Raw genomic sequence first — 13,950 nt, 5'->3', positions numbered from 1 at the left:
TCGTCCGATATTTCCGTGCACAACGGGCGGCGTTGTCGAGGCCCGTGGTGGCGCGATCAACGCGCCCCGCACCGGGCAGCGCTGACGGGCCCGCGCCACCTCACGTCACAGGAAGCCGGTCGATATCCACGGTATCGCGGCAACCACGAGCGTGCCGATCAGCAAGGCCACGATATAGCCGATGATCGGCTTGATGCCTTCGTCGGGACTGATGCGGCTGATGGCACAGGCCGCATAGTAGCCGACGCCGAACGGCGGGGCGAACAGACCGATGCTCATGGCGAGAACGACGACCATCGCGTAATGCACCTCGTGCACCCCGACCTGACGCGCGATCGGAAACAGCAGCGGCCCGAACAGAACGATGGCCGGGATGCCCTCGAGCACGCTGCCCAGAATGACAAACGCCACGATGGTAACGCCGAGGAAGACCGGTGTTCCGCCCGGCAGCGCGGTCATGAATTTGGCGAGCGATGCCGAGAAACCCGACTGGGTCAGGGCCCACGCCATCCCGGTCGCGGCACCGATGATCAGCAGAATCGCGCCGGACAGCGACGCGGTCTCCACCAGCATCGGATAAAGGCGGCGCCAGGAGAACTGGCGATAGATCAGAAGTCCGGTGAGAACCGAGTAGACGATGCCGATGGTCGACACCTCGGTAGCCGTCGCAACGCCCTCGACCACCGCGGCCCGGATGACGAAGGGCAGAGCCATCGCCGGAATCGCGATGACGAAGGCGCGGCCGATCTCGCGCCCGCTCGCGCGCTTCACATGCGACAGGTCTTCGCCGCGGTATCGCCACCAGACCACGGAGCAGAGCCCGATCGCCAGCACAATGCCGGGCAGCAGACCGCCGGTGAACAGCGCCGCGATCGACACGCCCGTCACCGAGCCGATCGTGATCAGCACGAGCGAGGGCGGGATGGTCTCGGTCTGGGCGCCGGTTGCAGCAAGCAGCGCGACGAGATCGCCGGGTTTGGCGCCCCGCTTGGTCATCTCGGGAAACAGCACGGGCGCTACCGCTGCCATATCGGCCGCCTTGGAACCCGAGATTCCCGACACCAGGTACATCGCGCCGACCAGCACATAGTGCAAACCGCCACGCACATGTCCAAGCAGGCTGGCGAGAAATCCCACCATGGCACGCGCCATGCCGGTCATTTCGATCAGCAGGCCGAGGAACACGAACAGAGGCACCGCCAGCAGGATCAGATGGCTCATGCCTTCGTCCATGCGCCCGATGATGACCACATCGGGCGTGCCCGTCGTCAGCGCCAGATAGCCGACGGTTGCAAGGCCAAAGGCAAACGCGATCGGCACCGCCGCAAGGACCACGGCGCCGACGATGACAACGAAGAAGATGAGCAGGTTAAGATTGCCGAGAGGCTTGAGCAGCGGCCCCGCCAGTACAAGCGCGGCGATGATCCCGGCGACGAGCGCTACGGCGGCCAGCAGGCTCCGCAAGCCGGCGATGCGAGCCAGCCGCAGAACTGCGGCGACCAGCATCAATCCGATGCCGACGGGTAACGCCGCAGCGCGCCAGCTGTTGACGATTTCGAGCGCCGGCGTCGTGACGAACACCTCGTCGGCCGCGAACTCGTAAGCCGGGTGGATCACCAGCAGGAGAAACGCCAACGACGCCGCGGCGGCAACGACATCCAGGAACGCGCGGGCGTCGGGCCGAAGCATGCCGATGATAGCCGTCATCCGCATGTGCTCGCCACGCTGGAAGGCAATTACCGATCCCAGCATAGCGAGCCACAGGAACAGAATGCCGGCGAGCTCGTCGGCCCAGATGATCGGAGCGTGAAAAACATATCTTCCGACGATGCCGGCCGACAACACGACGATCTCGGCCAGCACCAGCAGTGCCGCCGGGATCGCAACCACATGACCAAGCACCTTGTTGGCGCTGGCGGCCCACAGGTGCACACCTGACTGAGGTGCCGCCATTGCGGCACCCTGATCGATATTCGGCATATGGTTGATCGCGGTCATGACAGCTTGCCCGCCGCTTTCTCGAGCTGCGCCCAGGCCTCTTCACCGAACTTGGCCTTCCAGTCGGCATAGAAGCTCGTCTTCGCCAGCGCCTGCCTGAACGCGCCGCGGTCGACCTCGATGAACTGCATGCCCTTGGCGGTCAGATCCGAGCGCAGTGTGTCGCTCAACTTCGCGATGTCGGCGCGCTCGTCCTTGGCCGAGCGGTCGAACTCGCGTGTCACGATCTGCTGCACGTCCTTTGGCAGTTTTTCGAAAGCCCGCTTGTTGCCGAGGATCCAGTAATTGTCCCACACATGCCCGGTCAGGGAGCAGGTCTTCTGCACCTCGTAGAGCCGGGCCGTCGCGATGATCGGCAACGGGTTCTCCTGGCCGTCGACCACCTTGGTCTGCAGCGCCGAATAGACCTCGTTGAAATTGATCGGCGCGGGTCCAGCGCCGAGTGCCTGGAACAGCGACGTCAGATTGGGCGCCGCCGGCACGCGCAGCTTGAAATTCTTGAGGTCCTCCGGCGTCCTGATCTCGCGGCCCGAGGACGTCACGTGGCGGAAGCCGTTGTCCCAGGCGCTCGACACCGTCATGATCGGCGTTTTGGCGATCTGCGCGCGAATGTAGGTGCCAAGCTCACCGTCCATCGCCTTCCAGACGGCATCATAGCTCGTGAACAGAAAGCCGAGGTTGACGATACCCGCCGCCGGAACCAGCGTCGCGAGGATCAGCGAGGAAAGATTGAAGAACTCGACGCCGCCGTTGCGCACCTGCGTCAGCAGGTCGGTATCGGAGCCGAGCTGGTTGGCCGGAAAGAGATTGATTTCGAGCCGCCCGCTCGTCGCCTCGCGAATGCGGTCGGTCGCCTCTTTCGCGCGAACGTTGACGGGATGGGGCGGATCCTGGCCGGTCGCGAGCTTGTAGGTGAATTCCGCGGCCGAAGCGGGACGCGTGAGAATGCCGCATAGCGGCACGGCTGCGCCGGCCATGAGCAGCTTGCGACGGCTGAGGGTGATTGGCTTCCGCGGGGGCATCGTCTCCTCCTGTTGAGCATGGATTGATCTGTAGCGACGGCTCTCGCCGCCAGCTGTTGCTGCAGGCCGGCTCTCGATGCGCCGGCATTGGACAGCAGCTCTCGTTCTCCGCAGCAGCGCTGCGAAACATTTTGGCCCGATCGATCGTGAATGGTGGCTACGTGCGCCGCTAGCGCAGCCACTCCTTGATCTGCCGCTTCACTTCCGCGGTCGAGATGCCGTAGCGGTCGTGCAGCGTCGGCAGCGCGCCGGCGGCGAGAAACTCGTCGGGAAGCCCGATCTGCCGGAACGCCGGATGGACGCCCGAGCGCATCAGGAGCGCCGCGACGGCTTCGCCGAGGCCGCCGATCACGGTGTGGTTTTCGGCGACGACGACCAGGCGGCCCGGCTTGCCCGCCTCGCGCAGGATCGCCTCGGTATCGAGCGGCTTGATCGTCGGCACGTGCAGGACGCCGACGTTGATGCGGTCATCGGACAGGGCCTGGGCAGCCTCTAGCGCGCGCATGGTCATGATACCCGAGGAGATGATCAAGACGTCGGCGCCGTCGCGCAGAAGCGCGGCCTTGCCGAGCTCAAAACGGTAATTGTACTCGTCGAGCACCAGCGGCACCTGGCCGCGCAACAGCCGCATATAGACCGGTCCGCGATGCGCGGCGATGGCCGGCACGATCTGCTCGATCTCGTGCGCATCGCAGGGGTCGATCACCGTCATGTTGGGCATCGCGCGGAACAGCGCGAGGTCCTCCGCGGCCTGATGGCTCGGTCCATAGCCCGACGTCAGGCCAGGCAACGCGCAGGCGATCTTCACGTTGCGGTCTTCTTCCGCGATGGTCTGGTGGATGAAGTCATAGGCCCGCCGCGAGGCGAACACCGCGTAGGTCGTCGCGAACGGCATGAAGCCTTCCGCCGCGAGGCCCGAGGCGGCGCCGAACAGCAGCTGCTCGGCCATGCCCATCTGGTAATAGCGATCGGGAAAGGCCTGCGCGAAGATGTGCAGATCGGTGTATTTGCCGAGATCGGCGGTCATGCCGACGACGTCTTCACGGCTGCGAGCGAGTTCGACGAGCGCGTGACCGAAGGGCGCCGGTTTGGTGCGCTGCCCTTCCGCCGCAATCGAAGCGATCATGGCGGACGTGGTCAGCCGCGGCTTTGCGGACGGTGTCGATCCGGCGGACTTCATGACTGGTCTCCCGCGTTCAGTGCAGACAGCGCGAGCTGCCATTCGTGCGGCTCGACGCGAATGAAGTGGTTCTTTTCGCGCTGCTCCAGGAAGGGAACGCCCTTGCCCATCAACGTGTCGGCGACGATCATGCGGGGCTTCGCTTCCGGATGCGCCATCGCGGCATCGAAGGCACCCACCACCGCGTCAAGATCGTTGCCGTCCACCCGCTGCACGAACCAGCCGAACGCCTTGAGCTTGTCGACCAGCGGCTCGAACCCCAGCATCTGCCCGGAGGGACCATCGGCCTGCTGATTGTTGACGTCGACGACCCCGATCAGATTGTCGAGCTTGTGATGAGCGGCCGACATGATGGCTTCCCATTTGGAGCCCTCGTCCAGCTCGCCGTCCGAAAACAGCGTGAAGATGCGCGCTGCCGATTTCTTGCGCTTCAGCCCGAGCGCCATGCCGACGGCGATGCCAAGGCCAAGGCCCAGCGAGCCGCCGGACATCTCCATGCCCGGCGTATAGGAGGCCATGCCCGACATCGGGAGCCGGCTCTCGTCGAAGCCGTAGGTTTGCAGCTCGGCCTCGGGAATGATCCCGGCCTCGATCAGGGCCGCATAGAGCGCGATCGCATAATGTCCGTTGGACAACAGAAAGCGGTCACGGCCTTCCCAGGCGGGATCTTCGGCGCGAAAACGCATCGCGTGAAAATAGGCCACCGCCAGCACATCGGCGATGTCGAGCGCCTGTGCGATGTAGCCCTGGCCCTGGACTTCGCCCATCAGCAAGGCGTTGCGGCGGATGTTGCGGGCGCGCTGTGCGAGCGTCGGCGCGTTTGCGAGTGTCGGTGTTGTCATGATCGTTTCTCCTCTCCTCCGCTCAGTGGATCAGCATGCCGCCGTTCACGTCGATGACCGCACCGGTCACGTAGGCCGAGAGGTCGGAGGCGAGGAAGGTATAGATCCCGGCGACGTCAGCGGCCTCACCGAGCCGGCCGAGCGGAATGCCCTCGAGGATCTTCGCCCGCATCTCGTCGGTGAGCTTGCCGGCGGTGATGTCGGTCCCGATCAGGCCCGGCGTCACGCAGTTGACGCGGATGCCATCGGGACCGAACTCGCGCGCCATCGCCTTGGCGAGCCCGAGCACGCCGGCCTTTGCCGCCGAATAGTGTGGTCCGCCGAAGATGCCGCCGCCGCGCTGGGCGGAGACCGACGACATGCATGCGATCGAACCGCTCTTGCGTTTCTGCATGTGCGGGATCACGGCCTGCGACAGGAACAGGATGCCCTTGAGATTGACATCCTGGATGCGGTCCCAATCCTCGGCCTTGATGTCGAGGAGCTTCACGGGCTGGGTCACGCCCGCGTTGTTGATGAGGATGTCGATCTGGCCGAATTTCGCGATGACCGCCTCGACGGCCCTGATGCAGGTTTCCTTGTCGGCCACGTTGCAGGCGAGTCCGAGATGCGGCTCGCCGGCGCTGGATTCGATGCTGCGCGCGGCTGCTTCCGCCGCAGGGCCGTCGATATCGAGAATGGCGACCCGGGCCCCTTCGGCCGCAAAGCGGCGGGCGGTTGCAAGTCCAATGCCCCGCGGAGAGGCCGCTCCGGTAATGATTGCAGTCTTGCCGCGTAGCAGCATCTACTCCTCCCTGAATGGCTGTTGCCGGGCACCCCAAAAGGCGCCGCTGTTCTTGACTCGGTTGATTATGCCCCGCCTGATTTCCCACAAACGCGCTGTTGTCTTGCATGGGTGAATTTGGTTCACTTGTCGGATGCTGCTGTCCAGTATCCCGATATCGTCCATCCGCGCCTTCGAGGCGGCCGCACGCACTGGCTCGTTCCGGGATGCGGCGAACGAGCTTCATCTCACCCCGAGCGCGGTGAGCCACGCCATTCGCAAGCTCGAAAGCGCGATGAGCACCACCTTGTTCGAGCGCAGCGCCCGCGCGGTCCGCCTGACACCGGCGGGCGAGAACCTGATGCGTCACGCCGGCGCCGCGTTCGACAATCTGCGCCGGGGCATCGAAGAGGTCGCGGGCCGCGGACCGCAATTGCTGAGGGTGCACTGCGCCCCGAGCTTTGCCGCCCAGTGGCTCGCCCCGCGCCTCGCCCGCTTCATGGCCGCCGAGCCGAAGCTCGAGGTCCGACTCGCCGCCAACACGGAATATGCCCGGTTCAGCAACGACGATTTCGACATCGACATCGTGTACGGCCAGCCGAGGGCGGAGGGCGTCGAGGTCATTCCGTTGGGCGAAGAGACCGTAACGCCCTTATGCACGCCGGAACTCGCGAAAAAAATTCGCAAACCGAAGGACCTGCTCGACCAGGTGTTGATCCGCTCGGACGTGAAGCAGGTGCAGTGGCACCAATGGTTCACCGCAAACGGGCTCGAAGCGCCGGCCATTCACGGCATGCGCTTCGATCGCAGCTTCCTGGCGATCGCGATGGCGTCGAGCGGCCTCGGCGTGACGCTGGAATCAACACGGCTGGCCGAACGGGAAATCGCGACAAAGCGGCTGGTTGCGCCCCTTGCGGGACGCTCGGTCGACATCCGTTATGTCGGCCACCATCTCGTTTTTCCACGCGCAAGCCGGCAGCGTCGGCCGATCCGGGTTTTTGCCGACTGGATCACGCGTGAGCTTGCGGCCGGCGGCCTGGCTTCGACACCCTAATGCGCACCGCAGCGGCAGCTTTCATAGGCGACGGGATCGTGGCTGTTGACGATGCTCACGCGGTCGCCGTGGTTGAGCTTCAGCGTGCGCAGCCGCGCCTGGTTGGCGATCCGCATCTTGCGATCCATGTCGCCGCGGCGCTGGAAATAACCCAGCATCAACGGCACCCGCGGCGACGGGTCGAGTTGGGCGTGGTGGAAATAGCTGTCGCCGGCATGCAGCAGCCATTTGTCACCTGATCGCACCGCGATGCCGCAATGGCCGAGCGTGTGACCGGCGAGCGGGATCATCAGGATGTCGGCTTCCTTGTCGCCGAGCGCGCGCACGCCCTTGAAGCCGAACCAGTCCTCGCCGGCCTCGCCATAGAATGTCCAGCCCGGCCCATGGCTCCACTGCCCCGTGACATACCGCCCTTCGGGCGGCGCGGGCTTGCGTAGCACCGCCATGTCGTATTCGGCGCGGTGGACGTGGATCGCGGCATGGGGAAAGTCCGGCACGCCGCCGGCGTGGTCGCGGTCGAGATGCGTCAGCAGCACGTGACGGACATCACTGGGTGAATAGCCGAGCGCCTTCACCTGCTCGACCGCTGTCTCCGCCGGATCGAGCCTTGGCGCGGTCTGCCGCAGCCATCGCCGGCCAAGCCGACCGGGCGCAGCGATATCGCCGAGACCGATGCCGGTGTCGACCAGAGCGAGGCCGTCCCCGGTCTCGACCAGCAGGCAATGGCAGACCAGGCGCGCGCGCTGGAACAGGCCGCCGGTGCCGTTCACCAGGCGGCGGCCCATCGGGCACATCGTGCCGGTGTTGAGGTGGTGGATCTTCATGGCGCGTTCCTGCTGTTGTGAGCAGGGCGTTCTTGCCATCGGGCAATCTATAGGTAAAATATTGAATATTAATACTATCTCTAGGCTATTCCTATGGACATCCGCGAGCTTCGATACTTCGCCGCCGTGTACCGCGAGCGCAATCTGACCGCGGCGGCGCGCGCCTGCTTCGTGTCGCAGCCGTCGATCTCGACCGCGATCACCCATCTGGAGGCCGAGCTCGGCACCACGCTGTTCATCCGGCACAAGAAGGGCGTCGCGCCGACCGCCTCAGCCGAGCAGTTTCATGCGCTGGCCCGCCGCATCATCGACGAGGCGGACGCCGCACGCAGCCTGTTCAGGAAGCCGAATACGAAGACCACCGTCACGCTGGGACTGATGCGCACGCTCGACGTGCCCCGCACGATCGCGCTGCTGAAGCCGCTGACGGCGCGCACCGACATCGCGCTCCGCCTCGTCGGCAGCGACGAGCGCGCCGATGCGCGCATCATCTCGAAGAGCATGCTCCGCGCCGACGAGCATTTCGTCGCGCTGTGGAGCGAGCGCTATGTCGCCGCACTTCCGCCCTCGCATCCGCTGACGCTGAAGGAGAAGCTGCGGGCTGCCGATCTCGCCGGCGTCCCTCTGATCGACCGCTGCCATTGCGAGCAAAGCGAATTCTTCGGCCGGAGTTCACAACGAAGGCAGACCGCGGCGATCGCGCAATCGGAGGATTGGGCGATGGCGCTGGTCGCGGCCGGCGTCGGCATTGCGATCGTCCCGGAAGGCGTGGCGCGCGGCAATCCCGACGTCGCGGTGCGCGAGATCGAGGTCAGGGTCAAACGCGAGGTCGGGCTTGCCTATCGCGCATCAGTGCCGCTGGCGGATGCGCTGAAGGATTTTGTCGGGAAACTTCAGAAGCAGCGGCGCAAGCCGGATCCGACCAGCCCACGGCGCAACAAACGCAGGAAGTCCTAGCCCTTCGAGATGACTGCGCGGCCATAGGGCGGCTGGGCCGCAACCGGCGGATTGGCGGTCTGGGCCGCGAGTTCGCCGATCAGGCGGTCGGCATCGGCGGCCATGCCGTCGGGCGCCTGGATCACCAGACGTTCCAGCGCCCAGCGGTAGGACGAGACGCGCTGCTCGAGGCACAGCTGCACCCACTGGATGATCAGCGAGTTCTCCCGCATGCGCGCGACCGCATCATCCCTCTCCCTTGGCGAGAGCTCGGAGACGCGCGCCATGCTCGCATCGCGCTTCCTGTCGAGATCGATGACGCGGATCGCGGAGCCGAAGAACGGCTCGAAACGGGTGATGTCGTTGCGCACGTCCTCGATCAGCTGCGCATAGCGCGATGAATGCGAGCGATGCGGCTCGTCGATCAGCGTGCGCCCATACATGGTGCGGTCGAACACGACCTTCTGCTGCCAGGGCGACGGCAGCGCCCTGTAGTCGCCGAATACGCTCTTCCAGGCGGGCCGCGACAGCGGCGGCTCGATCATGGGATAAGCGAGATCGCGAAGCTGGCGCTCCGCGTCGGTGAGCTGGAATTGGGACGACTTCAGGCCGACGCTGCCGGTGGCCTCGGCCCCGAGCCAGCGATGCATGTCGTCGCTGCGCATGTCAGCGCGGGTGCGGCCGAAATCGCCGCCGCTGCACGCGCCGAGCGTCGCACCGACGAGTGCGAGCAGGACGGCCGTTACGACAGGCCGGATCTGGCGGATGGCATCCGGCATTGCAAAAGCCGAATGCTAGCGGCGACGACGACGGCGCCCCGGCGCTGTGCCCTGCTCCGGCCCGCGATCGCCGCTGGTTTCTTCCGTCTGGCGCTCGATGCGGATCACGGGGAGGATCAGAATCGTTCCCGTTTCCGTACGCGGCGTGGCATCCCCCGACGAGCCTGCCCGGCGACCGGCCGGAAATTCGATAATGGTCCCCATATCAGCTCTCTATCAATTGCCGCGCGACCGAGCGCGCTGGTGCAACGTGCGTTCATTAAGATCAGTTCATGGTTAACGGGGTGTAAACGCGCCTTCCGGACCGTAACTTCACGGACCGGCCTCCCGCGTCCCGTTGCGGGACGACAACACCTGAAATGATGGGGTCGACTTCACGCCTCGTTTTCCTTAACGAGCCTTTAAAGGAACCTGCGTTAGGCTCGCGGACGAGTATCTTTTCCAGGTCGCGTATCTCTCCATGACCAAGTCGCTGTTTCCCGGATTCGACGGGCTGATGAGCCTCTCCCGTCGCGAAGGCGTCGATGTTCGCCCGACGCTGCTGCGCGTGCTGACGGACCTCTATGTCCAGGCGCCCACCCACAGCGACGACGAGCAGCGCCAGTTCATCGAGCTTGCGACGCGGCTGATCGACCAGGTCGACGATGCGACGCGCGCGGCCGTCAAGGCGAAGCTTGCGATCTATCCGCAGACGCCCGTCCCGGTCCTGCAGAAACTCGGGCTGGTTGCGACCCAGGAAGGCCGCAGGGTTCCGCTGGCGCGCGAAATTCGCAGCTCCCCGCAGGCGGCTTCGCCTGCTCGCACGCCGACCGACGCCGAGTTGCGCATGGCCGCCAACATGGCGATGCAGCCGAAGGAAGCGGCCGAGATCCACGACATGTTCTTCCGCGCCGATGCGACCCAGCGCGCGCTGGTCCTGCACAATCTGGGGCAGACCCCGCTGAAGGCCGCGCCGCGGATTCCGACCGTGCGCGCCAAGCGTGCGATCCAGATCCTGGAGATGGCGGCAATCGCCAACGATGTCGAGAATTTCACCTACGAGCTCGGCGACAGCCTGATCCTGCCCTCGCGCGTCGCAGCCCAGATCGTCGACGATGCCGGTGGCGAAGCGCTCGCAATCGCCGCGCGCGCGCTCGACATGCCGAGCCCGAACTTCCAGCGCATCCTCCTGTTCTTCAAGCCGGAGATCGGCACGTCGGTCGATGCGGTGTACCGGTTGTCGCGGCTCTACGACCGGCTCAGCGACCGCTCTGCGCTCGTGATGCTGGCGGCCTGGCGCGGCTCGACGCTCGCGGTCACGCGCGCAAAATACCAGTCGTCGCTGCACGAGAGCGAACGCCAGCGCGCGCGTGCGGGCGCCAATCAGACCCGGCCGGGCGTGCAGCCGGGCTCCGCGCCCGCGGTGCGGACGGGCACCGACGGATCGGACCGCTAGGTCTTCGCCAATTCGAGGAAGTGACGGCCATTGCGGTCCTCGGTCTCGACGATCCAGGCGTCCGGATCGAAGCGGATTTCCTTGGTGAGGCGCTCCTCGACCGCTGGCTCAGGCATCGGCTGCGCGGCAAGTGGCACGAAGAAGCGATCGACCGGCCGGCCGTCGTCATAGACGGTCTGCGGCGCCGGTACGTACAGCATCGCGTTGCCGTCGAGCAGCGACACCTTCACGAATACCGCGCCCGCCTCCTCGGCACCGCGACGACGCACCGCCCCGAACACGCCTTCGGTCTGGCACCGGCGCAGGTAGGCGGAAACCCAAATGTTTGATTTCAAACGCATGAAGAGCACGATAGGCCAGTGCTGCAATCAGCACCAGCCTTCGCACAACAATGACGCTTATTCGACGGGGTGGCCGATCGCGGCTCCGAGCTCGCGCAGCAGGCGGTCGGAGACCTGACCCGTCACCTGCATCTTGTGCTCGCGCTCGAATTTCTGGATCGCCGACTGCGTCTCTGCGCCCATCGTGCCCGTGATCTTCAAATTGCCATAGCCGTATTCGGACAGCGCGCGCTGCACGCCGGCGATACGCCGCGCGGCCGGACTCTGCTGCACGGGAATCGGCGCCGGCGAACGCGCGATGGCGACGGATTGCGGCGGCGCCGACGTCGTTTGCTTGACCAGATTGGTCATCGGATCGCCCGCGCGCGGCGTCGATGCCGTCGCCTCGACCGGCTTCTCGGGGGCCTTCTCGGCGGCGCGCTCGACAGGCTTGGGCTCGGCGCGGAATTCCGTCGCTCTCGGCTCCAGCGGCGAGGTATCCGCGCCGACGGGGCGCGGACGCGGCAAGGGGTTCGACAGCGGCACGGACGACGGCGCGGGAAGATTGATCACGGTGCCGAACATCGGCGCCGGATGCCGGCCAGTCTGAAGGAACAGCGCGTTGGCAACGATCGCGCTGACTGCGGCGACGGCGACGAGACCGGCCAGCGTGTCCTTGGGACTGTGCAGCAGGATGCGCATCGCAAGATTGCGCTCGGTCTCGACATCGATGACCGCGGCCTTGGCGCCACGGCGGCGCGGAGCGGCTTCGTCCTTGGCAGACTTCTTAGGCACTTTTCTTCACCAGAGCTGGTTGGTCGTGAGATTGGTCCTGAAGCTCCTGGCGCGGCACCGGCGTCAGCGTCGCGATCTTGCTCTCGGCCGCCATTCTATCGGACGTCTTGGCCTGCGGCGGCGTGTAGACGAGCGGCAATCTGACGGTGACGGAGGTGCCCTCGCCGAGCCTGCTTTGTACAGTCAATTCGCCTAGATGCAACGCCACCAGACTCTTCACGATCGAAAGCCCGAGACCCGTGCCTTCGTGACGGCGCTGATAGGTCTTTCCGGCCTGGAAGAACGGCGCACCGATGCGCTTGAGATCATCGGCCGCAATGCCGACACCGGTGTCGCTGATGCGCAGCGCGAGCTGCGATCCGGACACCGCGGCCGATACGGTGACCTGACCGCCGCGCTCGGTGAACTTGATGGCGTTGGCGACGAGATTGAGCACGATCTGCTTGAAGGCGCGCGGATCGCCGGTCATGACAGGCAGGTCCTGCGGCGCATCGGTGATGAGGTCGATGCCGTTCTCCCGCGCCTTCAGCGCCAGCAGATTGCAGCAATGCATCAGAGAGGCGCGCGGCGCGAACGGTTCCGACGCAATCTCGAAATTGCCCGATTCCATCTTCGACATGTCGAGGATGCCGTTGACGACCGACAGCAGATGCTGGCCGGAATCGTTGATGAGCTGGGCGTATTCCTTGCGCTGGGCCGCACCCAGCATCAGGGTCTGTTCCTGCGCGATCATCTCGGAGAAACCGATGATGGCGTTGAGCGGCGTGCGCAACTCGTGGCTCATGGTGGCGAGGAATCGCGTCTTGGCGGCATCGGCCGCTTCCGCGGCGCTGCGCGCCTGATCGAGCGCCTGCTCCGCGAGCTTGCGATCGGTGACGTCGCGCATCACGCCGACGACTTCCGCCTCGCGCGTGGCGTCACCGTCAATATCCTGGCGGCCGATATCCTGGTCGAGCGGCCGGCAGCGCATCTCGACCCAGATGAAATCGACCTGGCCACGCTCCGATCCGGCCGGCTCCCGCCGCAGTCGGAACTCGACGCTGCGCACGTCGCCGCGCGCGGCATCGGAGAGCGCGGTGAGATAGGCCGGACGATCGGCGACATGGACGCGGTCGAACAGGCCGTGGCCGAGCAGCTGCGCGACAGGCATGCCGAGCATGGCTTCCACCGCCGGCGAGATGAACTGCACCGCGCCGTTGCGCCGATGCCGCGAGATGACGTCGCTCATGTTGCGCGCCAGCAGGCGATAGCGCTCTTCCTCGCGCAACAGCAGCGCAACGCTGGTGCGCGCGAGCGATTCCGCGCCGAAGGCGAGGCCCGCGGCATAGAGCGTCGCCGAGGCGACGCCGAACGCCATCAGCACGCCGCGTTGTGCGGAGCTGGCGTCTCCGGCCGGCAGCCAGCCGAGCTGGCCGGCAAGGATCAGGACGCCGGCGCAGGACAGCGCAAGCAGGGAGGCGAAGGCCGCGACGCGGCGCGAGGCCGACAACGCGGCTTCCAGGGGAACCACGACCAGCCAGATCGCGGCGAATGATTCGATGCCGCCGGTGGTGCCGGCAACCGCCATGATCAGGCCGGCGAGCGCCAGCGACGACAGCACATGGGCGCCTTCATAGCGGCCGGTGCGCGACAGGAACCATGACAGGAGAATGGGGGCGATCAGCCACGCGAAGGCGGCGACCTCGATCGCGCTCGGCGCACCGCGCGTGGCGAGATAGACCGGGAATGCGGCAAACGCGGCCAGGCTGCCGAGCAGCCGCGGCGCCATGAAGGCACGATGGCGCGCTCGCGTCAGCGCGTCGTAACGCGCGGAGGGATGCAGCAGTGCATCGAGACAATCGCGGATGATACTCAAAACTGTCACGGGTCTCGCGCTTCGGCCCACTCGTCGAGAAGACGTGCCGGAACGCCTCCTTATCGTTGAGCCACCGTGTCAGAGCGACCTTAAACGAGTGCTAAGGCAATGCGGCCCGCCGCCGGACACTGTGTCATCGCGGAGATT

Annotated in this window: 14 protein-coding genes; 3 read left to right on the top strand and 11 right to left on the bottom strand. The window is 65.7% G+C overall.

Translation table 11 applies throughout. The features are described from left to right. Nucleotides 1–105: 105 nt before the first annotated feature. The 5 genes from HAP41_RS18420 to HAP41_RS18400 all read right to left on the bottom strand — a co-directional run bounded on the left by HAP41_RS18420 (nt 106) and on the right by HAP41_RS18400 (nt 5,826). The gene (locus HAP41_RS18420; protein ID WP_224581024.1) at nt 106–1,953 is read right to left on the bottom strand and encodes a TRAP transporter large permease; all 1,848 of its coding nucleotides are present in this window, start codon (nt 1,951–1,953) and stop codon (nt 106–108) included. 41 nt (nt 1,954–1,994) lie between these two features. Continuing rightward, complete coding sequence (locus HAP41_RS18415) at nt 1,995–3,020, bottom strand: TRAP transporter substrate-binding protein (RefSeq protein WP_166098520.1); 1,026 nt, start codon at nt 3,018–3,020, stop codon at nt 1,995–1,997. Between the two features lie 169 nt (nt 3,021–3,189). After that, nucleotides 3,190–4,200 (bottom strand): transketolase family protein, encoded by a 1,011-nt coding sequence (locus tag HAP41_RS18410; RefSeq protein ID WP_166098524.1) that lies wholly within the window; start codon nt 4,198–4,200, stop codon nt 3,190–3,192. Then, complete coding sequence (locus tag HAP41_RS18405; RefSeq protein WP_166098527.1) at nt 4,197–5,042, bottom strand: transketolase; 846 nt, start codon at nt 5,040–5,042, stop codon at nt 4,197–4,199. The genes HAP41_RS18410 and HAP41_RS18405 overlap by 4 nt, the downstream gene beginning before the upstream one ends. Before the next feature lie 22 nt (nt 5,043–5,064). Further along, the gene (locus HAP41_RS18400; RefSeq protein WP_166098535.1) at nt 5,065–5,826 is read right to left on the bottom strand and encodes an SDR family NAD(P)-dependent oxidoreductase; all 762 of its coding nucleotides are present in this window, start codon (nt 5,824–5,826) and stop codon (nt 5,065–5,067) included. A gap of 136 nt (nt 5,827–5,962) precedes the next feature. Between HAP41_RS18400 and HAP41_RS18395 the strand changes: the two genes are divergently transcribed. Next, on the top strand, nt 5,963–6,859 hold the full coding sequence (locus HAP41_RS18395) for a LysR substrate-binding domain-containing protein (RefSeq protein ID WP_071917605.1): 897 nt from the start codon (nt 5,963–5,965) through the stop codon (nt 6,857–6,859). Here HAP41_RS18395 and HAP41_RS18390 read toward each other — a convergent pair. Then, the gene (locus HAP41_RS18390) at nt 6,856–7,683 is read right to left on the bottom strand and encodes an MBL fold metallo-hydrolase (RefSeq protein ID WP_166098538.1); all 828 of its coding nucleotides are present in this window, start codon (nt 7,681–7,683) and stop codon (nt 6,856–6,858) included. The genes HAP41_RS18395 and HAP41_RS18390 overlap by 4 nt on opposite strands. A 93-nt stretch (nt 7,684–7,776) precedes the next feature. Between HAP41_RS18390 and HAP41_RS18385 the strand changes: the two genes are divergently transcribed. Further along, nucleotides 7,777–8,640: a LysR family transcriptional regulator gene (locus HAP41_RS18385; RefSeq protein ID WP_166098541.1), complete on the top strand. Its 864-nt coding sequence runs from the start codon at nt 7,777–7,779 to the stop codon at nt 8,638–8,640. Here the strand turns inward: HAP41_RS18385 and HAP41_RS18380 are convergent. Together HAP41_RS18380 and HAP41_RS18375 are read right to left on the bottom strand one after the other, a co-directional pair. Further along, entirely contained in the window at nt 8,637–9,398 is a 762-nt protein-coding gene (locus HAP41_RS18380; protein WP_166098544.1) for a hypothetical protein, read from the bottom strand. The genes HAP41_RS18385 and HAP41_RS18380 overlap by 4 nt on opposite strands. 15 nt (nt 9,399–9,413) lie before the next feature. After that, nucleotides 9,414–9,602 (bottom strand): hypothetical protein, encoded by a 189-nt coding sequence (locus HAP41_RS18375; protein ID WP_014496746.1) that lies wholly within the window; start codon nt 9,600–9,602, stop codon nt 9,414–9,416. A gap of 256 nt (nt 9,603–9,858) precedes the next feature. Here HAP41_RS18375 and HAP41_RS18370 point away from each other — a divergent pair, with 256 nt between their 5' ends. After that, on the top strand, nt 9,859–10,833 hold the full coding sequence (locus HAP41_RS18370) for a DUF2336 domain-containing protein (protein ID WP_166098548.1): 975 nt from the start codon (nt 9,859–9,861) through the stop codon (nt 10,831–10,833). On the opposite strand, the gene HAP41_RS18365 is transcribed toward HAP41_RS18370, so the two are convergent. Genes HAP41_RS18365 through HAP41_RS18355 form a run of 3 tightly spaced genes read right to left on the bottom strand, consistent with a single transcriptional unit; the run spans nt 10,830 to nt 13,812 of the window. After that, on the bottom strand, nt 10,830–11,174 hold the full coding sequence (locus HAP41_RS18365) for a DUF1491 family protein (RefSeq protein WP_166098553.1): 345 nt from the start codon (nt 11,172–11,174) through the stop codon (nt 10,830–10,832). The genes HAP41_RS18370 and HAP41_RS18365 overlap by 4 nt on opposite strands. Before the next feature lie 57 nt (nt 11,175–11,231). Beyond that, on the bottom strand, nt 11,232–11,948 hold the full coding sequence (locus tag HAP41_RS18360; protein WP_166098558.1) for a peptidoglycan-binding domain-containing protein: 717 nt from the start codon (nt 11,946–11,948) through the stop codon (nt 11,232–11,234). Beyond that, nucleotides 11,941–13,812, bottom strand: coding sequence for a PAS domain-containing sensor histidine kinase (locus HAP41_RS18355; protein WP_166098565.1), 1,872 nt, complete (start codon nt 13,810–13,812; stop codon nt 11,941–11,943). The genes HAP41_RS18360 and HAP41_RS18355 overlap by 8 nt, the downstream gene beginning before the upstream one ends. Nucleotides 13,813–13,950: the final 138 nt, after the last annotated feature.

The organism is Bradyrhizobium barranii subsp. apii, assembly GCF_011516635.5.
Lineage (GTDB): Bacteria > Pseudomonadota > Alphaproteobacteria > Rhizobiales > Xanthobacteraceae > Bradyrhizobium > Bradyrhizobium barranii.
The sequence above is the reverse complement of the archived record's forward strand: the minus strand, read 5'-3'. Positions and strand labels throughout refer to the sequence as shown.

Coding starts and splice junctions, on each gene's coding strand:
- HAP41_RS18385 (WP_166098541.1), top strand. CDS start 7,777: ATGGACATCCGCGAGCTTCGATACTTCGCCGCCGTGTACCGCGAGCGC.
- HAP41_RS18410 (WP_166098524.1), bottom strand. CDS start 4,200: ATGAAGTCCGCCGGATCGACACCGTCCGCAAAGCCGCGGCTGACCACG.
- HAP41_RS18400 (WP_166098535.1), bottom strand. CDS start 5,826: ATGCTGCTACGCGGCAAGACTGCAATCATTACCGGAGCGGCCTCTCCG.
- HAP41_RS18370 (WP_166098548.1), top strand. CDS start 9,859: ATGACCAAGTCGCTGTTTCCCGGATTCGACGGGCTGATGAGCCTCTCC.
- HAP41_RS18380 (WP_166098544.1), bottom strand. CDS start 9,398: ATGCCGGATGCCATCCGCCAGATCCGGCCTGTCGTAACGGCCGTCCTG.
- HAP41_RS18365 (WP_166098553.1), bottom strand. CDS start 11,174: ATGCGTTTGAAATCAAACATTTGGGTTTCCGCCTACCTGCGCCGGTGC.
- HAP41_RS18415 (WP_166098520.1), bottom strand. CDS start 3,020: ATGCCCCCGCGGAAGCCAATCACCCTCAGCCGTCGCAAGCTGCTCATG.
- HAP41_RS18375 (WP_014496746.1), bottom strand. CDS start 9,602: ATGGGGACCATTATCGAATTTCCGGCCGGTCGCCGGGCAGGCTCGTCG.
- HAP41_RS18420 (WP_224581024.1), bottom strand. CDS start 1,953: ATGGCGGCACCTCAGTCAGGTGTGCACCTGTGGGCCGCCAGCGCCAAC.
- HAP41_RS18390 (WP_166098538.1), bottom strand. CDS start 7,683: ATGAAGATCCACCACCTCAACACCGGCACGATGTGCCCGATGGGCCGC.
- HAP41_RS18405 (WP_166098527.1), bottom strand. CDS start 5,042: ATGACAACACCGACACTCGCAAACGCGCCGACGCTCGCACAGCGCGCC.